We start from the raw sequence: 23,734 nt of genomic DNA, 5'->3' as shown, positions 1-23,734 counted from the left end.
AGTCTTTAAGGGGACCGACCGGGCGCCCGCGCCCTACTCTTGGCCCGTGGACGAGATGCCCCGGGATCACCGGCCGACCAAGAGCGTGCGGGTTCTGCTCGCCGAGGACCAGGGAATGATGCGTGGCGCGCTCGCGCTGCTGCTGAACCTGGAGGCCGACCTGGAGGTCGTCGCCCAGGTCGGCACCGGCGACGCGATCGTGGACGCCGCGCTGACGCACCGCCCGGACGTGGCCCTGCTGGACATCGAACTGCCGGGCATGAGCGGCCTGGACGCGGCCGCCGAACTGCGCGAGCAGGTACCGGACTGCCGGGTGCTGATCCTGACCACCTTCGGCCGGCCCGGCTATCTGCGCCGCGCCATGGAGGCGGGAGCCGCCGGCTTCCTGGTGAAGGACGGCCCGGTGGAGGAGCTGGCCGCCGCGATCCGCCGGGTGCTGACCGGCGAGACCGTCATCGACCCCGCGCTCGCCGCGGCGGCGCTCAGCGCCGGGCCCAGTCCGCTCACCGCCCGTGAGTGCGACGTGCTCAAGGCCTCCGCGGACGGCGCGACCGTCTCCGACATCGCCGCCAAGCTGCACCTGTCGGAGTCGACGGTCCGCAACTACCTGTCCTCGGCGATCGGCAAGACGGGCACCCGCAACCGCATGGAGGCGATGCGGGAGGCCCGGCAGCAGGGGTGGCTCTGAGGGCCGGTCACTGGTCCGGCCCCGTCACCCGCGCGTTCTTGTAAGCCGTGCCCTTGGGCGCGAGGCAGACGAACCAGCGGTCCGCGGAGCCCTCGGCCGACCGGATGCCCTGCTTCAGCCTGCCGTCGGCCTCGGGGCCCGATACCCGGTGCAGGACCGTGCTCGTGCCGTCCTTCCAGTCGCAGGTCACCTCCAGGGCGGTCTTCGCGATCCGGCCGATCACCAGGCGCTGGGGCTTGTCCTGCGGCGACAGGCCCAGCGCGCCCGAGTCCATGTCCGTACTCACGTTGGCGTACCGCTCGGGCAGCGAGTTCTCGATCACCACCGATGTGTCGCCCTCGTAGCTGCGCTGCACGAAGTACGTGCGCTTGCCCACCAGGTCGGCGGCCGTCCGCACGGACGCCGGCCACTCGTCCTTGTACTCGGCCATCGCCGCCAACTGGGCCTCCGCCTGGGCCTTGTCGCGCGGCGCGTCCCAGACGTCGACGAACACCTCCCAGTCCTTGCCGTCCTCCGTACCGCTCGCCAGCTCCGTGCGGTGCGGCTTGTTCTGGAAGACGTCCGGCAGGGGCGCCGACGACCGGGTGACCGCCGGTTCCGCCTTCCCGCCGCCTCCGCCCGGCAGCCCCGCCAGCGCCACCGTCCCCGTCGTCCCGACGATCGCCAGCGCCGCCGCGGCGGCCACCGCCCACCGCCGGGCCCTGCGCCGGCGCCCGCCCCGGACGACCGCCTGGGTGGGGGCTGTGCCGACCTCGACGCCGTCCGCCGCGTCGGCCAGCAGGAGGGCGATGTCCCTGTGCGTCATGTCCTGGTCCGCTTCCCGGTCCGCGCTCATCACTTTCCGCCCCCGCTCGTCACCATCTCCGCCAGCCCCGGTATGGCGCGCAGTTTCGCGATCCCCTTGGCCGCGTTGCTCTTCACCGCGCCGACGGAGCAGCCCATGGCCTGCGCCACCTGGGTCTCCGTCAGGTCCTCCCAGTACCGGAGGACCACCGCCTCCCGCTGCCTCGGCGGCAGTTGCGCCAGCGCCTTGAGCAGGACTCCGCGGTCGTCGGCCTGGGCGATGCGGTCACCGGTGTCGGCGACCTCGCGGACCAGGCCGGAGTCGTCCTTCGGCGCCAGGAACTCCCGCAGCCTCCTGCGGTGCCTGCGCGCGTGCGCGTTGATCATCACGCGCCGTACGTACGCCTCCGGGTCGTCAGCCGAACCGACCCTGCGCCAGGCCACGTAGACCTGTTCGAGGGTCGCCTGGGCGAGGTCCTCGGCGGCGTGTCGCTCCCCCGTGAGGAGATGCCGTCCGCACCAGCCGCGGCCAGCGGCCGGTGACAAAGCTCCGGAACTCCTCGTCCCGAGCCTCCTTGCGATCCCCCATGGGCACCTCCTTGATGTCTGAAGGAGTCCATGAGCGGCCCGGACCGTTGCCTCACTCCGCGGAATTCCCCTCCCCGCGACCCGCCGCCTTCTGCCGCGGCAGCCACACCAGCATCAGCACCACCCCGGCGAGCAGCACCCCTGCCCCCGTCCGGAACACCAGCGCGTACCCCTCGGTCAGCGCGGCGGGCGTCCCGCGGTCGCCCGTGCGCGCCGCGGCGATCGTCGACATCACCGCGAGCCCCAGCGAACCGCCCATCGTCCGCGAGGTGTTGATCAGCCCCGACACCAACCCGGCCTCCTCGGGCGCCGCCCCCGAGGTGGCGAGCGCGGCCAGCGGGGTCGCCGTCAGCCCGGCCCCCAGCATCATCAGGATGCCGGGCAGCATGATCTCCGTGAGATACGCGCCCTGCGACGTCATCGCCGACTGCCACACATAGCCCGCCGCCGCGATCAGCGTCCCCAGCGCGGCCAGTCCGCGCGCGCCCAGCGCCGGCATGAAACGGGGGGCGAGCTTCGAGCCCAGGATGATCGACAGGGAGCTCGGCACCAGGGCAAGGCCCGCCTCCAGCGGGGTGTAGCCGAGCACGTTCTGCGCGTACAGGGTCATGAAGAACCACATGCAGAACATCGCGGAGCCGTTCAGGAACATCGCCGCGTTCGCCGACGACACCGCCCGCACCCGGAACAGCCCGAGGGGCATCAGCGGGACCGTCGTACGCGCCTCGACGGCCAGGAACCCCGCGATCAGGGTGAGCCCGGCGGCCAGCGGCACGAGGGTCGCGGCCGACGTCCAGCCTTCGGCCTCGGTCTGCGAGATGCCGTACGCGAGCGTGGCGAGTCCGGCCGTCACCAGGACGGCGCCCGGCAGGTCCAGCCGCCGCCCGCCGCCGTTCCGGCTCTCCGCCAGCCACTTCACCGAGCCGGCCAGCACCACCGCGCCGACGGGCACGTTGATCAGCAGCACCCACCGCCAGGACAGCCCGTCCACCAGCGCTCCGCCGACCAGACCGCCCGCGGCCCCGCCGCCCGCGCCCACCGCGCTCCAGGTGGCGATGGCCCGCATCCGGGCCGCGCCCTCGGGAACCGCCGAGGTCAGGATGGTCAGCGTCGAGGGCGCCAGCACCGCCGCGCCCAGCCCCTGCACGGCCCGCGCGACCAGGAGTTGCCCGCCCTCCTGCGCCAGCCCGCCGCCCAGCGACGCCAGCGTGAACAGGCCGAGTCCGACCAGGAACATCCGCTTGCGCCCGTACAGGTCGCCGGCCCGCCCGCCGAGCAGCATGAACCCGGCGAAGGCGATGGCGTAGGCGTTGACCACCCACTGCAGCCCCTGCGCGCTCAGCCCCAGGTCGGCTCGCATCGACGGCAAGGCCACATTGACGACCGACACGTCCAGCACGACCAGGAACTGACCCGCGCAGGCAAGGGCCACGACCAGCCAGGTGGGAGGGGCGGTGAGACGGGAGGTCCGGGCGACGTCAGCGGTTTCCAGCATGCCTGTCATGCTCTCAACCCGGTTGCGCCCCTTGCATCGGCATTTCGCCCCACGAGACCTTCGGTCGCCGGACCTAGGGCCACCGCGAGCCCGGGCCGAGACCTCCGGCCTTTCTAGACCGCCCTCAGCATCGTCACCACCGCCGCCCCGCCCAGGCCGATGTTGTGCGCGAGGCCCACCCGGGCCCCGGGAACCTGCCGCTCCCCCGCCGCGCCCCGCAACTGCCAGACCAGCTCGGCGGCCTGAGCGAGTCCGGTGGCCCCCAGCGGATGTCCCTTGGAGATCAGGCCGCCGGACGGGTTCACCACCCAGCGCCCGCCGTACGTGGTCGCCCCGGATTCGACGAGCTTGCCGGACTCGCCCTCCCCGCACATCCCGAGCGCCTCGTAGGTCAGCAGTTCGTTGACGGAGAAGCAGTCGTGCAGTTCCACGACGTCGACGTCCTCGATACCGAGCCCGGACCGCTCGTACACCTGCCGGGCGGCCTCCCGGGACATGGGCCGCCCGACGACGTCGATGCAGGAGCCGGACGCGAAGGACTCCTCGGTGTCGGTGGTCATCGCCTGGGCGACGATCTCCACGAGCCCGGTCAGGCCCCGCGCCTCGGCGAACCGTTCCGACACCACCACCGCCGCCGCGGCGCCGTCGGACGTCGGCGAGCACTGCAGTTTGGTCAGCGGCCGGTGGACCGTACGGGCGGCGAGGATGTCGGCCACCTCGTACACGTCCCGGAACTGCGCGTACGGGTTGTGCGCGGAGTGCCGGTGGTTCTTGGCGGCGACGGCGGCCAGCTGCGCCTCGGTGGTGCCGTACCTCTCCATGTGCTCGCGGGCCGCGTCGCCGAAGATCTGGGCGGTGGGCGGGGTCATCTCGAAGCCGTGCCGGGCGGCCATGATCCCGTAGTGCCGGGCGACCGGAGACGTCGCGAAGTCACCCCCGTCGGCCCCTCCCCCCAGCGCGCCCTTCTTCATCTTCTCGAAGCCCAGCGCCAGGACGCAGTCGGCCGAGCCGCCCTGCACCAGCTGCCGCGCCAGCATCAGCGCGGTCGAGCCGGTCGCGCAGTTGTTGTTGACGTTGTAGACCGGGACGCCGGTGAGACCCAGCTCATAGGCGGCGCGCTGGCCGGCGGTGGAGGGCTGGAAGCAGTAGCCGACGGGAACCTGTTCCACGTCCTGGTAGGTCACTCCGGCGTCCGCGAGCGCCGCGCTTCCCGCCTCCCGGACCATGTCCCAGTACTGCCAATCACGGGTCTCGGGCTTCTCGAATCGGGTCATCCCGACCCCGGCGACGTAGGCCTTCATGGCGCGCAGACTAGAACACGTTCCAGTTGCCCGCCAGGCCTGACGGCGCCTCAGATTCCCATGACCGGGTCAAGGATTGATTAGAGTCCCGAAGCAACGGAATAGTTGCCTGTGCATACGAGGTTTACCCAGCACTTATCCAACGGGAGGCCTCACGCCATGACGCACACGACGAACGACCAGCCCGCCCGGAGAGCGAGCGGGGCCGTGGTCCCGGTGCTCGCCTTCGCGGGAATCGTTGTCGCGGTGATGCAGACCCTGCTCGTCCCGGTCATCAAGGACCTGCCGCAACTGCTGGACACCGCGCCCAGCAACGCCACCTGGGTCCTGACCTCGACACTGCTCTCGGGCGCCGTCGCCACGCCGATCATGGGCCGCCTCGGCGACCTCTACGGCAAGCGGCGGATGCTGATCGTCAGCATCAGCCTGATGGTGGTCGGCGCCCTGGTCAGCGCCCTCACCAGCACGCTGCTCCCGATGATCGCCGGCCGTACCCTCCAGGGCTTCGCGATGGGCGCCATCCCGCTCGGCATCGGCCTGATGCGCGACATGCTGCCCCGCGAGAAGCTCGGCTCCGCGATGGCCCTGATGAGCTCCTCGATCGGCGTCGGCGGCGGACTCGCGCTGCCGCTCGCGGCCCTCGTCGCCCAGCACGCCGACTGGCACGCCCTCTTCTACGGCGCCGCCGGCCTCGGTGTCCTCTCCATCGCCCTCACCCTCCTCGTCGTACCGGAGTCCCCGATGCGCGCCGAGGGCTCCTTCGACGTCCTGGGCGCGATCGGCCTCTCGGCCGGCCTGGTCCTCTTCCTGCTGCCGATCACCAAGGGCAGCGACTGGGGCTGGACCTCCGGCACCACGCTCGGCATGTTCGGCGCCGCGGCCGTCGTCCTCCTCCTGTGGGGCCTGTTCGAGCTGCGCTCCGCCGCCCCCCTCGTCGACCTGCGCACCACCGCCCGCCCGGCGGTCCTCTTCACCAACCTGGCGTCGATCATGGTCGGTGTCTCGTTCTACGTCGTCTCCCTCGTCCTTCCCCAGCTGCTCCAGCTCCCGAAGGCGACGGGCTACGGCCTCGGCCAGTCGATGGTCGTCGCGGGCCTGCTGGTCGCCCCGCTGGGCCTGACGATGATGGTCACGGCGCCGGTGTACGCCCGCCTGTCCGCCAAGTACGGCCCCAAGGTCACCCTGATCCTCGGCATGCTGATCATCGCCATCGGCTACGGCGCGGGCCTCGGCCTGATGAGCGCCGCCTGGCAGAGCCTGGTCATCTCGGTCGTCCTCGGCGCGGGCATCGGCCTCGCGTACTCGTCCCTGCCCGCGCTGATCGTGGGCGCGGTCCCGGCCTCCGAGACGGGCGCCGCGAACGGCCTCAACACCCTGATGCGCTCCATCGGTACGTCCGTCTCCAGCGCCGTCATCGGAATGGTGCTGGCCAACACCGCGCAGAACGTCGGCGGGGTCGCGATCCCCACCATGCACGGCTTCCGGGTGTCCTTCCTCATCGCGACGGGCGCGGTGGCGATCGGCCTGCTGATGGCCCTGTTCCTGCCGAAGCCCGACCGGGCACCGCGACTGCGGGCCAGCAGCGAGGAGGAGGCCGCGATGGAGCGCGCCGAGCAGGTGCTGCGCGGGTTCCGCGGACGCGTCCTGGACGCCGAGGGCGCGCCGGTGGCCCGTGCCAAGGTCACGCTGATCGACCGACGGGGGCGGCAGGCGGGGGCGACGCTGTCCGAGCCGGACGGGTCGTATCTGCTGGCGGTGCCTTCCGAAGGCGCGTATGTGCTCGCCGCACGGGCTGTGGGGCATGGTCCGTTGGCCTCCGCGGCGACTCACTCCGGTGAGGAGCGGGCGGTGGATGTGGATCTTGCGTTGCCCGGGGAGAGCGTGAGCGCGTAGGGCTCGGGGGGGCTGTTGCGTCGGCGGCCGCGGGTTCGTTGTGGCTTGTCGCGCAGTTCCCCGCGCCCTTGAAAGGCATACTGCAGCCACCCTCGGTCCAAGTCGTGACCGGGGGTGCGGCAGCATGGGGGCGTTGATGTTCGTACGACCGGGAGGAACCCCCATGGCCGCGGCGCCCAAGCCGGAGATCCTGGCCGCTTTCGAGGCGGCGAAGGGGTTCATGCCCGTGCACGAGGGGCTGGCGCTGTACGCGGCCGCGGTCGAGGCGGGCGCGCTCGGTCTGCCGCTGCTGGAGGTCGGCACCTACTGCGGCCGTTCCACCGTCCTGCTCGCCGACGCGGCCCGGCAGGCCGGGGTGACGGCCCTGACCGTCGACCACCACCGCGGCAGCGAGGAGCAGCAGCCCGGCTGGGACTACCACGACCCGGAGACGGTCGACCCGGAGATCGGCCTGATGGACACGCTGCCGACGTTCCGGCGCACCCTGCACGGGGCGGGCCTGGAGGAGCACGTGGTCGCGCTGGTGGGCCGGTCCCCGCAGATCGCGAAGTTCTGGGGCACCCCCCTCGGCCTGGTCTTCATCGACGGCGGCCACACCGACGAGCACGCCGGCGCCGACTACGAGGGGTGGGCCCCGCACGTCGCCGAGGGCGGACTGCTCCTCATCCACGACGTCTTCCCGGACCCGAAGGACGAGTTCACCGGCCAGGCCCCGTACCGCGTCTACCTCCGGGCACTCCGGTCCGGTGCCTTCACCGAGGTCTCGGTGACCGACTCGCTGCGCGTCCTGCGGCGAACGGGAGCGGGGATCTGAAGGCGCCGTTAGAGTCGCAGACGTGTCGTACGTAGGCCCGGACTTCGATCCCCCGCAGCCCCGCCGTCCCCGCCGCGGCCCCCTCACCGTCGCCCTCGCCGCGCTCGTGCCCGGCGCGCTGCTCGGCTGGCTCGTCTACGACACCGTCGGCGGGTCCGGCGGCGGAGGCGGGTCGGACGGGGCGACGGTACGGGCGGCCACCAGCGCGGCGTCCAGCGGCGCGGCCACCCCCTCCTCCGCCGCTCCCAGTGACGACGCCAAGCAGCCGGGCTCGCCGAGTCCGACGCCGACGCTCGCCCGCCCGACCAGTTCCGCCCCTGCCGCCTCCGGCCCACTGCGGGGCAAGGTCGTCGTCATCGACCCGGGCCACAACCCCGGCAACTTCCAGCACACCGCCGAGATCAACCGCAAGGTGAACATCGGCACGAACTGGAAGGAGTGCGACACGACGGGCACCTCCACCAACGCGGGTTACACGGAAGCCCAGTTCACCCTCGACGTCTCGCACCGACTCAAGGCGCTGCTGGAGCGGCAGGGCGCGACGGTGAAGCTGACCCATGACAACGGCTCCCCGTCCTGGGGCCCTTGCGTCGACGGCCGGGCGCGGATCGGCAACGACGCCCACGCCGACGCCGCGATCTCGATCCACGCCGACGGCTCCGCGGCCGGCAACCGCGGCTTCCACGTCATCCTCCCGGGCGCGGTCCACTCGGGCGCCGCCGACACCCGCCCCATCGTCGCCTCCTCCGCCTCGCTGGGCGAGCGCGTAGCGGGCAACTTCGTCCGCGTGACGGGCGAACCCGCCTCCAACTACATCGGCGACGGCACCGGCCTCGTCACGCGTAAGGATCTCGGCGGTCTCAATCTGTCAACGGTTCCCAAGGTGTTCATCGAGTGCGGCAACATGCGCGATAGCAAGGACGCGGCACTGCTCACCAGCGGAGCCTGGCGACAGAAGGCGGCGCAGGGAATCTCTGAGGGAATCGTGAGTTTCCTGCGCTCTTCGTGATCGGTGGGCGGATCCCTGCGGACACCCTGGTCGGGCGGGCGATAAGGTCTACCGACGACGAGACGACTGACGAAGGACCTGCAGTGAATATCCGCTCCCTCAACCGAGGCGACGGCGTGGTGATCGGGGCAGCGGTGTTGCTGTTCATCGCGTCGTTCCTCCACCTCTACTCCGTCGACGGCCTGGGTAGCTACAACGCGACCGCGTGGGACAACCTCGGCCAAGGGCTCGGCCTCTACATGGGCGGAGTCATCGGAGCCGCGCTGATCGTCGTCAACCGATGCCTGCCGCAGCCCCGCAAGGTGGCCGGCCTGGACCTCGGCACGGTCGGCACCGCCTTCTCGGTCCTCGTCGTGTGGATCCTGTTCTGGTCGATGGTGGACGTCCCGGACCCGGCCAGCCCCGCCGCCGGCCTCATCCTCGGCTTCATCGCCGCCGCGGTCCTCGCCGGTGCCGCCATCGCCACCCCCCTCGTCCCCGCCCTGCAGGCCGCGCTCATCCCGGCGCCCAAGCCGCAGGCCCCGCAGCCGTACGGCGCGCAGCCTCCCGGTGGCTACGGCTACCCGGGGGCGCAGCAGCCGCAGTACGGCGGTCAGCCGCAGCCGGGGCAGCCGTACGGGGCCCAGCCGGCGCAGGGGCAGCCGCAGCCTGCCGGCGGGGAGTTCTCGCCGTTCTGGTTCGCCGTTCCGGTGCCGCGGCCGCTGTTCGCGGAGGACGGTTCGCCGACGCCGATCGCCGAACTCGCGCCGGGCACCTGGTACCTGGCCGTCGAGCAGCGCGGTCCGGGCCTGGTCGCCCAGACCCAGGACGGACGTCGTGGCGTGCTGCAGGACACCTCGGGGATCCAGCGCGGCTGACCTCCCCCTCCCGCTTCACGGCCGGCCCCTCGCCCTTCCGGGTGGGGGGCCGTTGCCGTACAGTCGCAGCCCGCAGTCCGGTAACTGACTGATCGTCAGATCTTCGAGGGAGGCGCGTCATGCGACTCGGGCTCGCGCTCGGCTACTGGGGCCGCGGTCCCGACGCCGACCATGTGCCGCTCGCGCAGGAGGCCGAGCGGCTCGGATACGACTCCGTGTGGACCGCCGAGTCCTGGGGGTCCGACGTCTTCACGCCGCTGACCTGGATCGCCGCACGGACGTCGAGGATCAAGCTCGGAACTGCGGTCGCGCAGATGGCGGCACGGTCGCCGACGACCACCGCGATGCACGCGCTCACCCTCGACCATCTCTCCGGCGGCCGCGTGCTGCTGGGGCTCGGGCTGTCGGGGCCGCAGGTGGTGGAGGGCTGGTACGGGCGGCCGTTCCCCAGGTCGCCGCTCACCGCCACCCGGGAGTACGTGGACGTCGTACGGCAGGTGCTGCGGCGGGAGGCGCCGGTCCGGATGGAGGGGCGGTTCCACTCCCATCCGTACCGGGGCGCCGACGGGACCGGCCTCGGGAAGGCACTGAAGCCGATCACCCATCCCCTCCGGGCCGATCTGCCGGTTCTGCTGGGCGCCGAGGGGCCGAAGAACGTCGAGCAGACGACCCGGATCGCCGACGGGTGGCTGCCGTTGTACTGGTCACCGAGCCGCCCCGACGCCTACGGCCCGGCGCTCGCCGAACTCCCGCCCGGGTTCCTCGTCGCCCCCATGGCCCAGGTCCGGGTCTGCGACGACGTACGCGAGGGCCTGCTGCCGGTGAAGACCATGCTCGGCTTCTACATCGGCGGGATGGGGCACGCGACCCGCAACTTCCACGCCGATCTGATGGCACGCATGGGGTACGAGGAGGAGGCGCGGCGGGTGCAGGAGCTGTTCCTGCAGGGGCGGCGCGAGGAGGCCGTGCTGGCCGTGCCGGACGCCTTCGCCGACGAGATCTCCCTCGTCGGCCCGCGTGAACGCATCGCCGAACGGCTGGAGTTGTGGCGCAAGGGCCCGGTGACGGATCTGCTGGCGCTGGCCCCCGACCACCGGACGCTTCGGGTGCTGGCGGAGCTGAACTCGTAGGCTCAGTAGGCCTGCAGCTCCACCAGCGTGCCGTCCGGTGTCCTCAGGTGGGCGCTGCGCAGGCCCGGCCCCCACTCGGGGCGGTCCCGCGGCTCGGCGACGACGGTGGCGCCGTGGCCGCTCAGCCGGCGGGTCGCGTCGTCGACGTCGGAGACCCGCAGGACGAGCATCGCGGCGTCCTGGGCGGGCGGTGCGGAGGGCAGGTCGTCGGTGCCGACGACCTCGGCGATGGACTTGCGGCCGTACAGCACCAGGACGGCCTGTCCGTCCAGGTCCCAGTTGGCGTAGCCGGCGGCGGGGAGCACCTTCACCGGCTCGATGCCGAGGAGGTCACGGAGGGCTTCGGTCCAGAAGTGGGCCGCGGTGCCGAAGTCCTCGACGAGCAGCCTTGGGTAGAGGGCGTCCACGGCGGTCATCGTACCGACCGGGTTTCATCCGGGAAGTCGCGGCAATCCGGAAAGCATGTCTCGATATAGCAGCGGCAATCGGGCCGGCGCGGTCGTGGCGATCGTCGCCGACATCATGGCCCTCATCCTGGGGCTGTGGATCCTTATGTACCTGTTGGACGCCAACCGGGCCAATGACCTGGTGCAGTTCGTCCACAATGCGGCCAACTGGCTGGCCGGCTGGTCGCGTGACCTCTTCACGTTCGACAAGGCGTGGGCCCGTGTGGTGGCGGGCTACGGACTGGCGGCGGTGGTCTACCTGTTCGTCGGTCACGCGATCGCCGGACGGCTGCAGCGCCACTGAGGCGCGGCAGCGGGCACCGAGGCCCCGGCAGGGACGCCGGGGCCTCGGTCGCGCCTCAGTCGCAGCAGTCGGGGTCCAGTCCCCTCGGCAGGTTCTCGCCGCCGAACACCGTGCAGGTGGCCTCGTGGCCGCCGAGGGCGGCGACCGCGAGGAGGAGCGAGCCGGCCGTCCAGGTGGTCAGTTCCTGCGGCCAGATCGCCTCGTCCTCGAAGACGTAACCCGTCCAGTACAGGCCGCTCTCGGCGTCCCGCAGGTGCTGGATCGACTTGAGGAGCGCCAGGGCCCGGTCCGACTCGCCCATCGCCCAGAGCGTGAGGGCGAGTTCGGCGGACTCGCCGCCCGTGACCCACGGGTTGGGGACGACGCAGCGCACTCCGAGGCCGGGTACGACGAAGCGGTCCCAGCCTTCCTCGATACGGGACTTGGCCTCCGCGCCGGTGACCGCGCCGCCCAGCACCGGGTAGTACCAGTCCATCGAGTAGCGGTCCTTGTCGAGGAACCGCTCCGGGTGCCTACGGATCGCGTGCCGCAGCGCGCCCACCGCCAACTCCCAGTCCGGCTGGGGTTCTTCACGCTGTGCGGCGATGGCGAGCGCGCAGCGCAGGGCGTGGTGGACGGAGGAGGAGCCGGTCAGCAGCGCGTCGGTCGTGAAACCGCCGTCGTCCTCCCCCTTCCAGCCGATCTGCCCGCCGGGCTGCTGCAGCCGCAGGACGTACTCGACGGCCGCGCAGACGGAGGGCCACATGCGGTCCAGGAAGGTGTCGTCGCCGGTGGAGAGGTAGTGGTGCCACACCCCCACCGCGATGTAGGCGACGAAGTTCGTCTCCCGCCCGCGGTCGGTGACGTCCGCGAAGTCGCCGTCGCGGTAGGCCGCGTACCAGGAGCCGTCCTCGTTCTGGTGCCGGGCGAGCCAGTCGTAGGCGCGCTCGGCGGCCTCGTGCTCGCCGGCGGTGTCCAGTGCCATGGCGGCCTCGGTGTGGTCCCAGGGGTCCAGGTGGTGGCCCCGGAACCACGGGATCGCACCGTCCTCCCGCTGTACGGCGAGGATGCCGGCGACGGTCGCGGCGGCCTGCCCGGCGGTCAGGACCCCGGGCAGGACGAGGTGTTCTGTCCGGGGGGTGGTCACTTGGCGTCCACCACCGGGAGGTGGGGCTTGGTCGCGTACGCCACGAAGCTCTTGCCGATCAGCGGGTTCAGCGCCTGCTCGGCGACCCGGGTGGCCAGCGGCTTCTTCATGATGTCCCAGACGAGCAGCTTGTGGTACGCCCGCACGGGCAGCGCCTTGTCGTTGTCGACGCCGAACGCGCACTTCAGCCACCAGTAGGGGCTGTGCAGGGCGTGGGCGTGGTGCGTGCCGTAGGGCTTGAGGCCGGCTTCCCTGATCTTGGCGATCAGCTCGTCGGCCTTGTAGATGCGGATGTGGCCGCCCTCGACCTCGTGGTAGGCGTCGGACAGCGCCCAGCAGACCTTCTCGGGGCCGTAGCGCGGGACGGTGATGGCGATGCGGCCGCCGGGCTTCAACACCCGCACCATCTCGGCGAGTACGCCCTTGTCGTCCGGGATGTGCTCCATCACCTCGGAGATGATGACGACGTCGAAGGACTCGTCCGGGAACGGCAGCGCGAGGGCGTCGCCCTCCATGGCGGTGGCGGTGGCGCCCTCGGGTGCCTCGCCGGCCTCCTTCATCGCCGCGAACCACTTCGCGACCTCGCGGATCTCCTCGCCGTTCTGGTCGAGCGCCACGACCTGGGCGCCGCGCCGGTAGCACTCGAACGCGTGCCGACCGGCACCGCATCCGAGGTCCAGGACGCGGTCGCCCGGGGCGAGCGGGAACCGGGAGAAGTCGACGGTCAGCACGTGGCCCTGCTTTCGGAGTAGACGCCGGTGTCGGGTGTGGGGGTCGCGGACTCGACGCCCTGCGGGGCCGCGGTGCGGCCCGGAAGCCTGCCGGAGGACCGGGCGATCGCCTCGCGGTACCTGGCCACCGTGCCCTCCGCGGCACGCGCCCAGGTGAAGTGCCGCAGCACCCGCTCGCGGCCCGCCCGGCCGAGTCGCGCCCGCAGCTCCGGGTCGCCCAGCAGCCGGCTCAGACCCGCCGCGAGGGCGCCCGCGTCGCCCGGGGGCACCGCCAGGCATGTCTCGCCGTCCCGGCCGGCGACCTCGGGGATGGCCCCGCCGGTCGTGGCGACGAGCGGCGTGCCGGTGGCCATGGCCTCGGCGGCCGGCAGGGAGAAGCCCTCGTAGAGCGACGGCACGCAGGCGACCTCGGCCGAGCGGACCAGGTCGACCAGTTCGGCGTCCGAGATGCCCTTGACGAAGTCGACGGCGCCTTCGAGGCCGTAGCGCTCGATCGCCTGCGCGACGGGCCCCTCGGTGGGCCGCTTGCCGACGACGACCAGGTGGGCGCCGGCGTGCTCGGTCCGCACTTTCGCCAGGGCCTCGACGAGGAAGACCAGGCCCTTGAGGGGGACGTCGGCGCTGGACGTCGTCACGATCCGGCCCGGGACGACGGGGACCGACGCGTCCGGCGAGAACAGGTCGGTGTCCGCGCCGATGTGGACCACGTGGATACGGTCCTCGCGGACCCCGAGGTGGTCGACGATCTCGGCGCGGGACGTGCCGGAGACGGTGAGCACGGAGGGCAGGCGGCGCGCGACGCGGCGCTGCATGCGGGTGAAGGCGTACCAGCGGCGCTTGGACAGCCGCTGCTGCCAGTTCTCGGCGGCGTCCAGCTCCAACTGGCGGTCGACGGTGATGGGGTGGTGGATGGTGGTGACGAGGGGCGCGCCCACGTCTCCCAACAGGCCGTATCCCAAGGTCTGGTTGTCGTGCACGACGTCGAACTCACCGCGCCGGGCGCGCAGATGGCGGCGGGCGCGGAGGGAGAAGGTGAGCGGCTCCGGGAAGCCGCCGGTCCACATGGTGGCGACTTCGAGGGCGTCGATCCAGTCGCGGTACTCGTCGCGCGCCGGGGTGCGGAAGGGGTCGGGCGAGCGGTAGAGGTCGAGGCTCGGCAGCTCGGTCAGGGTCAGTCCGTCGTAGCCCTCGTCGAGGACGGGGTACGGCTGGCTGCCGATGACCTCGACGCGGTGGCCGAGGCGGGCCAGCTCGCGGGAGAGGTGGCGGACGTAGACGCCCTGTCCGCCGCAGAACGGGTTCCCTTTATAGGTGAGGAGCGCGATGTGGAGCGGTCGCTCGCCGTCGGCAGCCAGGTCCTCCTGGGGACCGGCCTGACTGGCCTCAGCGGTCACTCTGGGCCCCCTTCTGCATGCATTGTCCCGCGAGATTACGCCGGGACGCTAATCTAGAACAAGTTTCAGACTTGATCGTCCAGGAGGCTCTGAATCTACCGGCAGGTAAGGGCACTGTGAGCAGTGGATCAGGTGATTCGCGCCACGGCAAAGCCCTTGCCGTGCTCGGTCCGATCACCAGCCCTCACCGAGTGTCACGGAACGGGACCCATGCCTGCGGAAGCCAAGCCAGACGCCACCGCGCGGACGTCCTCCTCGCCCCTCACGGAGCGGCAGGAGGCCCGTCGCCGGCGCATCCTGCACGCCAGTGCGCAGCTTGCCAGCCGGGGCGGTTTCGACGCGGTGCAGATGCGGGAGGTCGCCGAGTCCTCCCAGGTGGCCCTGGGCACGCTGTACCGCTACTTCCCGTCCAAGATCCATCTGCTGGTCGCCACGATGCAGGACCAGCTGGAGCACATGCACGGCACGCTGCGGAAGAAGCCGCCGCAGGGCGAGACGGCGGCCGAGCGGGTCGCCGAGACCCTGATGCGGGCCTTCCGCGCGCTGCAGCGCGAGCCGCACCTGGCCGACGCCATGGTCCGCGCGCTCACCTTCGCCGACCGCAGCGTCTCGCCGGAGGTCGACCAGGTCTCCCGTCAGACGACGGTGATCATCCTGGACGCGATGGGGCAGGCCGACCCGACGCCCGAACAGCTCTCGGCGGTCCGGGTCATCGAGCACACCTGGCACTCGGCCCTGATCACCTGGCTCTCGGGCCGGGCGTCGATCGCCCAGGTCAAGATCGACATCGAGACGGTGTGCCGCCTGATCGACCTGACCGATCCGCGGCGGGAGACGTAGGACCGGTCCCGCACCTCCAGCCCCTCCTCCTCCGCACCGTCAGCCTCGACGAACGGGCCATTCCCTGGCGGGAATTGTCGGTCTGTCGCGCTCGCCGCAGGATCGGCTGCGAAGTGAACCGGTCGGCGAGGAGAGGCACATGAGGGAGATCGATCCGCAGGATCTGGCCCGGCGCTACATCGCGCAGTGGAACGTGGCGGACGCCGCCGAACGGCGCGCGGCGATCGAGCGGCTCTGGGCGCGGGACGCCGTCCACATCCTCCGACCACCCGTGGAGATCCGGGAGGTGGCCGCGGGGCTGGGCTTCGATCACAGCACCCTGGAGGCCCACGGCCACGACGCCATAGAGAACCGGGTGGCCCGCAGCCACGAACGGTTCGTCGAGAAGGAGGGCTTCACCTTCCGGGCCCGGGCCGACGCCGTGCGGCTGCACGGCATGGTCAAGTTCGAATGGGAGGCGGTGTCCACCGCGACCGGGGACGTGACGGGCGGCGGCCTGGACATCCTCGTACTCGACGACGACGGCCGGATCCGGACCGACTACATGTTCCCCGGCGCCTGAGCGGCCGCCAGGCGCAGCGCGTCGGCCGTCGCCGGATCGGCCGGCAGGAACGCCTCCAGCTTCAGCTCGGCGAGCGTCACGTCGACGGCCGTGGCGAATGTCGTGACGGTCGTCATCAGGCGCAGTTCGCCGTACGTCGACGCCAGGCGCAACGGGACCGCGAAGCCGAGCTGACCCGCGGAGGGCTCCAACTCCGGTACATATTGCGTGAGTTCGTCGCGCAGCTCCGGCAGGTGGTCCAGCCGTACCAGGATGTGCCGTGCCCATTCGGCGAGGTTGCGGATGCGGGGGGCGAGTCCGTCGGGGTGCAGCGCGAGGCGGTAGGCGTTGGCGCCCGGGGCCACCAGCTCGGCGGCCGCTCCCTCGGTGATCACGCCGAACGCGCTGTTGGCCGCGACCAGATCACCGCGCCGGTCCACGACGACCGCCGGATACGGCTCGTGCCCGCGCAGGATGTGGTCGATCGCGGCGCGGGCGGGGGCCAGCACGGGGTCGTCCAGCGAGCTCTCCGCGTAGGCGGGCGCGTACCCGGCGGCGAGCAGCAGTTCGTTGCGCTCCCGCAGCGGCAGCTCCAGCGACTCGGCCAGCCGTACGACCATGTTCCGGCCGGGCACGGACCTGCCGGACTCGATGAAACTGAGGTGCCGCTGGGTGGTGCCCGCCTTCAGCGCCAGATCGAGCTGGCTGACCCGACGGCGGGTCCGGCGTTCGCGCAGTGCGCTGGGGAAGTCCACGGCCCCGTTGTACCCGCGGCCCGGGACACCCGGCCATTCCCCGCGGGGAATTGTCGCCGTGTCCCGCCGGCCGGAGCATCGGCGGCATGGACATCGGCGTACTGCTTCCGACCTCGACCGCGCAGTGGGGCGCGGACGGCGACCCCCGCGAGCTGATCGCCTTCGGCCGCCGGGCCGAGGACCTGGGGTTCTCCTCGCTCTTCGTCAACGACTCCCTGATCAGCCCCCGCATCGAGGCGCTGACCATGCTGGCCGCGCTCGCCCCGGCGACGCAGGCGGTGACCCTGGGGACGGCCGCGCTGCTGCCGTTCCTGCGCCGGCCGGTCCAGGTGGCGCAGTCCCTGGCCTCGGTCGACCTGCTGTCCGGCGGCCGGCTCGTCGTGACCGTCGGCGCGGGCTTCCCCGGCCGCTTCGGGCGCCCCCTCTACGCCCTGTCCGAGGTGCCCTGGCCCCACCGCTTCGCCCGCCTCGACGAGACCGTCGCGCTGTGGCGGGCCCTGTGGAACGGCGCCGACTCCTTCCACGGCGACCTGATCCGCCTCACCGGCATCCCACCCGCCACCGCTCCGTCACGCCCCGGCGGCCCGCCCGTCTGGCTCGGCGGCGCCACCCCCGCGGCGCTGGACCGCACCGGCCGCCTGTACGACGGGTGGCTGCCCTACCCGCCCGACCCGGCCGACTACGCGTCCGGCCTCCGCGCCGTCCACCGGGCCGCGGCCGACGCCGGCCGGACGGCCGGGGACATCACCCCCGCGCTCGTCGTCACGGTCCGCGTCGACGAGGACGTCCCCGGCGGCCGCCGCGCCCTGGACGACTATGCCCGGACCGTGTACGGGATGCCGCTGGAGGAGCTGGAGAAGATCCAGGCACTCGTCGCGGGCCCCGCCGACCACGTCCGCCACCAGCTGGAGCGGTACGTCGCCGCAGGCGCCCGCCACCTCGTCGTGCGCCTCGCCACCCTCGACCTGCACTCCCAGCGCGACCAGCTGGAACGAGTCGCCGAACTCATCCCCGCCGTGCGGGCGTCGGCGCCCCGCGGTGCACGGGCGTGAGGGCCCCGGCCGGGCGTACGGCACCCGCGGTCCGCGCCCTCACCCGAGCACCGCCAGCCCGCTCCAGCTCCGCCCGGCCGTCGCCCCCTCCGCCCACCGCGCGAGCAGCTGCCGCGCCTCCTCCTCGGGGGCCGCGAGCGACACCGTCTGGGCGCCCGCCGGCAGGCTCCGCTCCTGCTGATGCGTGCCCTCGCTGCAGCAGGCGCAGAGCAGGCGGACACTGCTCGCGGGTTCGGCGCCGTAACCGTGCTCACCGAACAGCTCCAGCAGGGCCCGCAGGTCGTCCGCCTCACCGGCCGCCACCGTGACCTCCAGCGTGGGCAGTTCGGAGGCCTCGAACAGCAGCAGCTCGTCGAAGACGGGGTAGTTCGTCCCGTCGACGATCCGCTCGCCCTTCGGCTCACCGTCGTGCACGACGATCTCGCCGTACCGCCGGCCGCCGGTGACGGGCACGTTGACCACCCGTCCCCGCGTCGGGCACAGCCGCTCGATCCACACGACCTCGCGCTCGCCGCCGGTGTCGAGCCGCACGCACGCGTGCCCGAAGGACCCCGTGATCTCGCCCTCCCCCTCCGGGAGTTCGATGCCGAAGCCGGCCCAGGCCTCGCGGGCTGTCGCCCAGTCGCGGTGGATCGTCGCCGCGATGCCGAGGTTCCAGTACGCCGGATCGCCCTCGCCGCGCGGGGAACGGGCGGCGGCCTCACGGCCGAGCTCGTACGCCTTCGCCCAGTTCCGCAGGAACTTGTGGGCGAGCGCGGCGTCGTACCACCAGACCGCGCTCGGTCCCTCGTCCGGGAAGTGGTCGAGCACCCGCTCGTAGAGGTCGGCGGCGCGCAGCCACTCCTCGGCCTCCCACGCCTCACGCGCCTGTCCGATCAGCTCTCTGGCCTCGCCCTTGTGCACGTACCCCGCCCGCTCGTTGATCGTTCCTACGACGACCGCAGGAGCGTAACCGTCACTCCTCGGGCGGGAACACCGGCTCCCCGCTTCCCGACAGCGTGACCACGATCGCCTCCACGGGACAGTTCTCGGCCGCCTCCAGCACCCGTTCGTTGGCGTCGGTCTCCGGCTCCACCGGATGGGACTGCATCGCGGAGTCGAGCCGGAAGGCGCCCTCGGCCCGGTGGACGCACTGGGCCGACCCGATGCACACGGAACGGTCGACCTCGACGTGCCAGCGGTCCCCCATGACCGGTCAGCCCTCCCAACCGGCCGGCAGGTGGATCATCTTGTGTTCCAGGTACTCCCCGTACCCCTCGGGCCCGAACTCCCGCCCCAGACCGGAGTTCTTGTAGCCGCCGAACGGGCCCAACATGTCCAGGCTGAAGGTGTTCACCGAGTACGTCCCGGTCCGCACCTGCCGGGCCACCTCGATGCCGTGGCCGACGTCCGCCGTCCACACGCTGCCGCTCAGCCCGTAGTCCGAGTCGTTGGCGATCTTCAGGGCCTCGGACTCGTCGCCGTAGGGCAGCAGGCAGATGACCGGGCCGAAGATCTCCTCCCGCGCGATCCGCATCGAGTTGTCGACGTCGCCGAAGAGCGTGGGCTCCACGTACCAGCCCCGGTCCAGGCCCGCCGGACGCCCGCCACCGGTGAGGATCTTGGCGCCCTCCTCCTGGCCGATGCGGATGTAGTCGAGGTTGCGGCGCTGCTGGCGCTGGGCGACGAGCGGGCCGACCTGGGTCGCCGGGTCGAGCGGGTCGCCGACCACGAGGGCGCCGGCCGCGGCGGCGAAGGCCTCGGCGAACTCGTCGTAGCGGGAGCGCGGCAGCAGGATGCGCGTCTGGGCCACGCACGCCTGGCCGTTGTTCATCCAGGCCGCCGGCACGACCCCCGCGACGGTCGTCGCCACGTCCGCGTCCGGCAGCACGACGGCCGCCGACTTGCCGCCCAACTCCAGTGTCACGCGGGTGAGGTTGCGCGCGGCGACCTCCATCACGCGTTTGCCGGCGGCGACCGAACCGGTGAAGGAGACCTTGTCGATCCCGGGATGCCCGACCAGGTACTCGCTGACCTCCCGGTCGGCGGGCAGCACGGACAGGACGCCCTCGGGGAGCCCGGCCTCCTTGGTGATGTCCGCGAGGATGTACGCGTCCAGCGGCGACTCGGGCGACGGCTTCAGGATCACCGAACAGCCCGTCAGAAGGGCGGGCGCGAGTTTGGCGGCGGCGACGAACTGGGGGACGTTCCAGGGCACTACGGCCGCCACGACCCCGACCGGCTCGCGCCGCACCAGGATCTTCCCGAGCACGCCGTCACGCCGCTCCTCGTACGTGAAGTTCCGGGCGACCGTGATCGCCGCGTCCCACACCATCATCGCGCCGAGGGCCTGCGCGAGGACACTCCAGGAGTACGGCGACCCGTTCTCGGACGAGATCACCCGCGCGATCTCCTCGTGCCGTACGGCGATCGCGTCCTTGATCCGGGTGACCACGTCGATCCGCTCGTCCAGCGACATCCGCGGCCAGGGCCCCTCGTCGAAGGCCCGCCGCGCCACGGCCACCGCCCGATCGACGTCCTCCCGGGAGGCATGCGGCACCCGCCCGATGACCTCCTCGGTATGCGGCGAGATCACCTCGATGACGTCCTTGCCCAGGGGGTCGGTCAGTTCCCCTCCGATGAACAGCTGTCCGTGTTCCAAGAGCTCGGCCATCACCACTGCCCTCGTTTCTGACGGTGTTTCAGAAACTGATACCAGTTCTACTTGAAGTAGTCCACGGACAGGACAAGAATGCCCCTGAGCAGGGGCTTTCCGATGATCAAGGGCGGGGGGGCGGGCGCGGTGGGCCGTCGGACCCTTGTGGGCCGTCCGGTACATCTCGTCGACGGCCTTGCGCGTACGCGTCTCGCTGCTCGGCATGAGGTGGGTGCGGGTGCGCTCGGCGAGCGCGAAGGCGACCGAGTCCGCAGCGGCACGTCACGGAGCTTGCCCTTCTTCGGCGGAGCGAAGACCAACTTCCGTTCCATGACCTTGACCTGTTGGGTGTCGTGCAGGACCTCGGACAGCGGATCCACTCGTCGACGGCGAACCCGAAGACCTCGCTTTGCCGAAGCCCGCATCCGGCCCCGACGTCGACCATGGCCCGAAACCGGTCCGGCAGCCCCCGCCATGGACGATGAACGCATGCGGTACTTCAACGGGACAGGCTGGCTCGCAATCTTCACCGGCACGGAGACGACGATCGGTCGGACAGCGCACGTGGACGACTGGGATGAGGAGACGGGCGTGGCACTTGTGGTCGATCCCAAACGCGGTACCCGCCGCCCCGTGACGGACTACCCAGATTTCTCCCACCTGGAGCAGGCCGACCAGGTGGTAGCCGCCGTACCAGGTGGCGGCTGGCGCGCGTACTGGGAGGACGAAGGGCCCAGCAACGGGCCATTGACCGAGCAGGTGCTTGCTTGGCTGGTCACAGCCCGAGGACGCGCCACCCCGATCACCGTCGACGCCCATGGACACGTGGACGACGCTGAGAGCGCCGATCGCCTTATCCCGCCTGGGGAGGAGTGAGGGAGGCCCCCAGCACAAGCGTTCAGTGGAGGTGCCGACCGCTGGCCTCAGAGGATGAGGGGGGTGGGGATCTACGGCCTGCAACATAGTCCCGAGGTGGCTCCCGGGGACCTTTATACCCACCCCCCTTGACCGCGGACCTCGAAGGTTCTCTGACCGGTCTCACTCCACCAGGCAAACTAGCAAGTGGCACTGACAACACTCCCGGCCCAGGAGGAGCGGCGGTGTCTCTCCGCCGTACAGCAACGAAGTGCAGTCACCCCAGAGCTTTCTGACATCCGCGGTTGACATCAACGACGCCATACGGGGGCGTGCATCAGCGACTCTGTCCGGCCACCGCACCGGCCGACGACACCAGCAGCAGGCTTGGATCGAACTCCTGAAGCGGTGATCAGAGAGGCTTCTCTACAGCAACCATCCCGCCCACCATCGACCGCCACCCGCCCCAGAACGACCGGCTGACATGGCTAACCACGCCCGCTTCACGGTGTGTGGGCCGACGGCGGACGGGATGGGAGCCGGGGTGAGTGGTGGGCTGAGGGGATCAAGAATGCCACCACGAGCGCAGCAGCCCGACCGGCACGACCGGTCCGGTGCCATCACTCATGCTTCTTGTGCTTGTGCAGGAGTCATCTCCCGCTGTTCCATGTGCCCCATGACACAGCGATCTTTCGTGAGCGAGATCAAGCGCCGCTTCAGCCCCCACCCTACTCAAATACCAAGAACGACCTGGCAGAAACTAAATCGAGCAAAAACAGACTCAGGCTGGCCGCTACTGACGCTCAATTTTTTCATTTTCGCCCTATTTGCTGCAATTTTCGTAAATTCGGCAACCTCTGTGCATGCATTCTCAGTCTTCTATTGGTGGTTGAGCGTCGGTTGCATCCTTGGTCTGTTGCGGACTGGACAGGTAATGGTGTGCGTCGCCAGGGGCGGGGCAGGGCAGCTCGCACCACAGGCGCCCGGGATCTTGCCAGCAAACAGCAGGTACCGAGGTAGGCACACCTAACAGTTCGCATCGAGGAGTCGGAGCACAGCCCACGGGCCGTGCCACTCTCGCGCCAGAACGGACGGGAGCTCACAGGGAATTGGCGTTCACGGGGGTGCGCTCCGGCCGCCTCGATCAGGCTGAGGAATGCACAGGTCACGCCTATGATCGCCCAACCTCGCTCCTAACGATCTGGCCGACCCCCAGGCCGTGCCCGCATCTTTTAAACGCCGGCACGGTGCTTGCACAGCCACAGGCCGCCTCTGGGCCGTACGGCAGTGCCCAACGTCGACAGGCGGCGACAGACACCGCACGCATCAACCCAGGTCAGTCCAACTTCCAGCTGCATTGGTCGACTTGGGCATCCACTGAAACCAGTTCTAGTTATAGTGGGCAATGGCCATGGAGCGGAGGGCAGATGGCGGAGACGTTCGATCATGGCGGGGGCATACGGTCCGTTCGGGTGCCCATTCCGGACAACCCGCTCGGGCACACGCTGGTGTACGTCGTCGACACCGACCGCGGGCCCGTCCTGATCGACACCGGCTGGGACGACCCGGGGGCCTGGTCCGTTCTGGCGGAGGGGCTGCGCGCCTGCGGTACCGACGTGTCCGGGACCCACGGCGTCGTGATCACCCATCACCATCCCGACCACCACGGCCTGTCGGGCAAGGTGCGTGAGGCCTCCGGTGCCTGGATCGCGATGCACGCGGCCGACACGGCGATCGTCCGGCGCACCCGTGAGACCCGGGCCGACCGCTGGTTCATTTACATGGCCGACAAGCTCACGGCCGCCGGCGCCCCGGAGGAGCACATCGCCCCCCTGCGGGACCCCGCCCCGCGCGCCGCCCTGCCCGGCTTCTCCCCCGCCCTGCCCGACCGCGAGATCGTCCCCGGCGAGCTGCTCGACCTGCCGGGGCGGCGGTTGCGCGCGATCTGGACGCCCGGGCACACCCCCGGCCACGTCTGCCTGCACCTGGAGGAGGAGCACCCCTCCCGACTCCCGGGCCACGGACGCCTGTTCTCCGGCGACCACCTGCTCCCCGAGATCACCCCGCACATCGGCCTCTACGAGGACCCGGACGACGCCACGGTCACCGACCCCCTCGGCGACTACCTCGACTCCCTCGAACGCGTCGGCCGACTCGCCCCCGCCGAGGTGCTCCCGGCCCACCAGCACGTCTTCACCGACGGCCCGTCCCGCGTCCGGGAGTTGCTCGCCCACCACGACGAACGCCTCGCCGGGCTCCTGGGCCTGCTCGCCGCACCCCTCACCCCCTGGCAGCTCGCCGAGCGCATGGAGTGGAACCGGCCCTGGGAGCAAATCCCCTACGGTTCGCGGAACATCGCCGTCTCAGAAGCGGAGGCGCATCTGCGACGGCTGGTGAAGCTGGGCCGGGCGGAGGCGGTGCCGGGGAGCGATCCGGTGACGTACGTGGCCGTCGACCGCGCATGAATTCGGTGACGTACACGGCCGTCGACCGCGTA

23 protein-coding genes and 2 pseudogenes are annotated in these 23,734 nt (G+C 71.2%); 12 read left to right on the top strand and 13 right to left on the bottom strand.

Annotation, left to right across the window (positions count from 1 at the left end):
• Positions 1-55: 55 nt before the first annotated feature.
• Positions 56-688, top strand: coding sequence for a response regulator (locus ACIGDI_RS03770; protein WP_399890485.1), 633 nt, complete (start codon positions 56-58; stop codon positions 686-688).
• A gap of 7 nt (positions 689-695) precedes the next feature.
• On the opposite strand, the gene ACIGDI_RS03765 is transcribed toward ACIGDI_RS03770, so the two are convergent.
• From ACIGDI_RS03765 to ACIGDI_RS03750, 4 genes and pseudogenes are all read right to left on the bottom strand, one after another.
• Positions 696-1,493, bottom strand: a complete 798-nt coding sequence (locus ACIGDI_RS03765; protein ID WP_399889973.1) for a hypothetical protein — start codon at positions 1,491-1,493, stop codon at positions 696-698.
• A gap of 29 nt (positions 1,494-1,522) precedes the next feature.
• Positions 1,523-2,060: pseudogene (locus tag ACIGDI_RS03760) on the bottom strand (SigE family RNA polymerase sigma factor).
• A gap of 51 nt (positions 2,061-2,111) precedes the next feature.
• Positions 2,112-3,563 carry an MFS transporter gene (locus tag ACIGDI_RS03755; RefSeq protein WP_399889970.1) on the bottom strand — a complete coding sequence of 484 codons (1,452 nt, stop codon included), beginning with the start codon at positions 3,561-3,563 and terminating at the stop codon, positions 2,112-2,114.
• Positions 3,564-3,667: 104 nt separating this feature from the next.
• The gene (locus tag ACIGDI_RS03750) at positions 3,668-4,855 is read right to left on the bottom strand and encodes a lipid-transfer protein (RefSeq protein ID WP_399889967.1); all 1,188 of its coding nucleotides are present in this window, start codon (positions 4,853-4,855) and stop codon (positions 3,668-3,670) included.
• A 159-nt stretch (positions 4,856-5,014) separates the two neighbouring features.
• On the opposite strand from ACIGDI_RS03750, the gene ACIGDI_RS03745 reads away from it, so the two are divergent.
• The 5 genes from ACIGDI_RS03745 (at position 5,015) to ACIGDI_RS03725 (ending at position 10,558) form a co-directional block, all read left to right on the top strand.
• Complete coding sequence (locus ACIGDI_RS03745; RefSeq protein ID WP_399889964.1) at positions 5,015-6,748, top strand: MFS transporter; 1,734 nt, start codon at positions 5,015-5,017, stop codon at positions 6,746-6,748.
• Positions 6,749-6,911: 163 nt separating this feature from the next.
• Positions 6,912-7,562: a class I SAM-dependent methyltransferase gene (locus ACIGDI_RS03740; protein WP_399889961.1), complete on the top strand. Its 651-nt coding sequence runs from the start codon at positions 6,912-6,914 to the stop codon at positions 7,560-7,562.
• 22 nt (positions 7,563-7,584) lie between these two features.
• The gene (locus ACIGDI_RS03735; RefSeq protein WP_399889958.1) at positions 7,585-8,571 is read left to right on the top strand and encodes an N-acetylmuramoyl-L-alanine amidase; all 987 of its coding nucleotides are present in this window, start codon (positions 7,585-7,587) and stop codon (positions 8,569-8,571) included.
• An 83-nt stretch (positions 8,572-8,654) separates the two neighbouring features.
• A complete protein-coding gene (locus ACIGDI_RS03730; RefSeq protein ID WP_399889955.1) occupies positions 8,655-9,428 on the top strand; it encodes a hypothetical protein in 774 nt (257 codons plus the stop codon).
• Positions 9,429-9,547: 119 nt separating this feature from the next.
• Positions 9,548-10,558, top strand: coding sequence for an LLM class F420-dependent oxidoreductase (locus ACIGDI_RS03725; RefSeq protein WP_399889952.1), 1,011 nt, complete (start codon positions 9,548-9,550; stop codon positions 10,556-10,558).
• 2 nt (positions 10,559-10,560) lie between these two features.
• On the opposite strand, the gene ACIGDI_RS03720 is transcribed toward ACIGDI_RS03725, so the two are convergent.
• Entirely contained in the window at positions 10,561-10,974 is a 414-nt protein-coding gene (locus ACIGDI_RS03720) for a VOC family protein (protein ID WP_399889949.1), read from the bottom strand.
• A 46-nt stretch (positions 10,975-11,020) separates the two neighbouring features.
• Here ACIGDI_RS03720 and ACIGDI_RS03715 point away from each other — a divergent pair, with 46 nt between their 5' ends.
• Positions 11,021-11,308, top strand: coding sequence for a hypothetical protein (locus ACIGDI_RS03715; RefSeq protein WP_058925604.1), 288 nt, complete (start codon positions 11,021-11,023; stop codon positions 11,306-11,308).
• A 55-nt stretch (positions 11,309-11,363) separates the two neighbouring features.
• Here ACIGDI_RS03715 and ACIGDI_RS03710 read toward each other — a convergent pair whose 3' ends face one another.
• The 3 genes from ACIGDI_RS03710 to ACIGDI_RS03700 are packed head-to-tail and all read right to left on the bottom strand — an operon-like array spanning position 11,364 to position 14,559.
• Entirely contained in the window at positions 11,364-12,434 is a 1,071-nt protein-coding gene (locus ACIGDI_RS03710; RefSeq protein ID WP_399889946.1) for a prenyltransferase/squalene oxidase repeat-containing protein, read from the bottom strand.
• The gene (locus ACIGDI_RS03705; protein WP_399889943.1) at positions 12,431-13,165 is read right to left on the bottom strand and encodes a class I SAM-dependent methyltransferase; all 735 of its coding nucleotides are present in this window, start codon (positions 13,163-13,165) and stop codon (positions 12,431-12,433) included. The genes ACIGDI_RS03710 and ACIGDI_RS03705 overlap by 4 nt, the downstream gene beginning before the upstream one ends.
• The gene (locus tag ACIGDI_RS03700; RefSeq protein WP_384820349.1) at positions 13,159-14,559 is read right to left on the bottom strand and encodes a glycosyltransferase family 4 protein; all 1,401 of its coding nucleotides are present in this window, start codon (positions 14,557-14,559) and stop codon (positions 13,159-13,161) included. The genes ACIGDI_RS03705 and ACIGDI_RS03700 overlap by 7 nt, the downstream gene beginning before the upstream one ends.
• 210 nt (positions 14,560-14,769) lie before the next feature.
• Between ACIGDI_RS03700 and ACIGDI_RS03695 the strand changes: the two genes are divergently transcribed.
• On the top strand, positions 14,770-15,399 hold the full coding sequence (locus tag ACIGDI_RS03695; protein ID WP_399889940.1) for a TetR family transcriptional regulator: 630 nt from the start codon (positions 14,770-14,772) through the stop codon (positions 15,397-15,399).
• 139 nt (positions 15,400-15,538) lie between these two features.
• Positions 15,539-15,961, top strand: a complete 423-nt coding sequence (locus ACIGDI_RS03690; RefSeq protein ID WP_399889937.1) for a hypothetical protein — start codon at positions 15,539-15,541, stop codon at positions 15,959-15,961.
• Here ACIGDI_RS03690 and ACIGDI_RS03685 read toward each other — a convergent pair.
• On the bottom strand, positions 15,940-16,695 hold the full coding sequence (locus tag ACIGDI_RS03685) for a helix-turn-helix domain-containing protein (RefSeq protein WP_399889934.1): 756 nt from the start codon (positions 16,693-16,695) through the stop codon (positions 15,940-15,942). The two genes, ACIGDI_RS03690 and ACIGDI_RS03685, sit on opposite strands and share 22 nt — an antisense overlap.
• 86 nt (positions 16,696-16,781) lie before the next feature.
• Between ACIGDI_RS03685 and ACIGDI_RS03680 the strand changes: the two genes are divergently transcribed.
• Positions 16,782-17,747 (top strand): LLM class flavin-dependent oxidoreductase, encoded by a 966-nt coding sequence (locus tag ACIGDI_RS03680; RefSeq protein WP_399889931.1) that lies wholly within the window; start codon positions 16,782-16,784, stop codon positions 17,745-17,747.
• A gap of 39 nt (positions 17,748-17,786) precedes the next feature.
• On the opposite strand, the gene ACIGDI_RS03675 is transcribed toward ACIGDI_RS03680, so the two are convergent.
• From ACIGDI_RS03675 to ACIGDI_RS03660, 4 genes and pseudogenes are all read right to left on the bottom strand, one after another.
• A complete protein-coding gene (locus ACIGDI_RS03675) occupies positions 17,787-18,650 on the bottom strand; it encodes a tetratricopeptide repeat protein (protein ID WP_399889928.1) in 864 nt (287 codons plus the stop codon).
• A 52-nt stretch (positions 18,651-18,702) separates the two neighbouring features.
• Positions 18,703-18,936: a ferredoxin gene (locus ACIGDI_RS03670; protein WP_200698584.1), complete on the bottom strand. Its 234-nt coding sequence runs from the start codon at positions 18,934-18,936 to the stop codon at positions 18,703-18,705.
• A 6-nt stretch (positions 18,937-18,942) separates the two neighbouring features.
• Complete coding sequence (locus tag ACIGDI_RS03665) at positions 18,943-20,400, bottom strand: aldehyde dehydrogenase (protein WP_399889925.1); 1,458 nt, start codon at positions 20,398-20,400, stop codon at positions 18,943-18,945.
• A 254-nt stretch (positions 20,401-20,654) separates the two neighbouring features.
• Positions 20,655-20,848, bottom strand: a pseudogene (locus tag ACIGDI_RS03660) (site-specific integrase); the annotation flags it as partial.
• A gap of 23 nt (positions 20,849-20,871) precedes the next feature.
• Between ACIGDI_RS03660 and ACIGDI_RS03655 the strand changes: the two are divergent.
• Together ACIGDI_RS03655 and ACIGDI_RS03650 are read left to right on the top strand one after the other, a co-directional pair.
• Positions 20,872-21,258 (top strand): hypothetical protein, encoded by a 387-nt coding sequence (locus ACIGDI_RS03655; RefSeq protein ID WP_399889922.1) that lies wholly within the window; start codon positions 20,872-20,874, stop codon positions 21,256-21,258.
• A 1,406-nt stretch (positions 21,259-22,664) separates the two neighbouring features.
• A complete protein-coding gene (locus ACIGDI_RS03650; protein WP_399889919.1) occupies positions 22,665-23,702 on the top strand; it encodes an MBL fold metallo-hydrolase in 1,038 nt (345 codons plus the stop codon).
• The last annotated feature ends 32 nt before the right edge of the window (positions 23,703-23,734 follow it).

This window comes from Streptomyces sp. NPDC085900, from assembly GCF_044540925.1.
Classification (GTDB): domain Bacteria; phylum Actinomycetota; class Actinomycetes; order Streptomycetales; family Streptomycetaceae; genus Streptomyces; species Streptomyces gilvifuscus.
The sequence above is the reverse complement of the archived record's forward strand: the minus strand, read 5'-3'. Positions and strand labels throughout refer to the sequence as shown.

Coding starts and splice junctions, on each gene's coding strand:
- ACIGDI_RS03770 (WP_399890485.1), top strand. CDS start 56: ATGCCCCGGGATCACCGGCCGACCAAGAGCGTGCGGGTTCTGCTCGCC.
- ACIGDI_RS03765 (WP_399889973.1), bottom strand. CDS start 1,493: ATGACGCACAGGGACATCGCCCTCCTGCTGGCCGACGCGGCGGACGGC.
- ACIGDI_RS03755 (WP_399889970.1), bottom strand. CDS start 3,563: ATGACAGGCATGCTGGAAACCGCTGACGTCGCCCGGACCTCCCGTCTC.
- ACIGDI_RS03750 (WP_399889967.1), bottom strand. CDS start 4,855: ATGAAGGCCTACGTCGCCGGGGTCGGGATGACCCGATTCGAGAAGCCC.
- ACIGDI_RS03745 (WP_399889964.1), top strand. CDS start 5,015: ATGACGCACACGACGAACGACCAGCCCGCCCGGAGAGCGAGCGGGGCC.
- ACIGDI_RS03740 (WP_399889961.1), top strand. CDS start 6,912: ATGGCCGCGGCGCCCAAGCCGGAGATCCTGGCCGCTTTCGAGGCGGCG.
- ACIGDI_RS03725 (WP_399889952.1), top strand. CDS start 9,548: ATGCGACTCGGGCTCGCGCTCGGCTACTGGGGCCGCGGTCCCGACGCC.
- ACIGDI_RS03720 (WP_399889949.1), bottom strand. CDS start 10,974: ATGACCGCCGTGGACGCCCTCTACCCAAGGCTGCTCGTCGAGGACTTC.
- ACIGDI_RS03715 (WP_058925604.1), top strand. CDS start 11,021: ATGTCTCGATATAGCAGCGGCAATCGGGCCGGCGCGGTCGTGGCGATC.
- ACIGDI_RS03695 (WP_399889940.1), top strand. CDS start 14,770: ATGCCTGCGGAAGCCAAGCCAGACGCCACCGCGCGGACGTCCTCCTCG.
- ACIGDI_RS03690 (WP_399889937.1), top strand. CDS start 15,539: ATGAGGGAGATCGATCCGCAGGATCTGGCCCGGCGCTACATCGCGCAG.
- ACIGDI_RS03680 (WP_399889931.1), top strand. CDS start 16,782: ATGGACATCGGCGTACTGCTTCCGACCTCGACCGCGCAGTGGGGCGCG.
- ACIGDI_RS03670 (WP_200698584.1), bottom strand. CDS start 18,936: ATGGGGGACCGCTGGCACGTCGAGGTCGACCGTTCCGTGTGCATCGGG.
- ACIGDI_RS03665 (WP_399889925.1), bottom strand. CDS start 20,400: ATGGCCGAGCTCTTGGAACACGGACAGCTGTTCATCGGAGGGGAACTG.
- ACIGDI_RS03655 (WP_399889922.1), top strand. CDS start 20,872: ATGCGGTACTTCAACGGGACAGGCTGGCTCGCAATCTTCACCGGCACG.
- ACIGDI_RS03650 (WP_399889919.1), top strand. CDS start 22,665: ATGGCGGAGACGTTCGATCATGGCGGGGGCATACGGTCCGTTCGGGTG.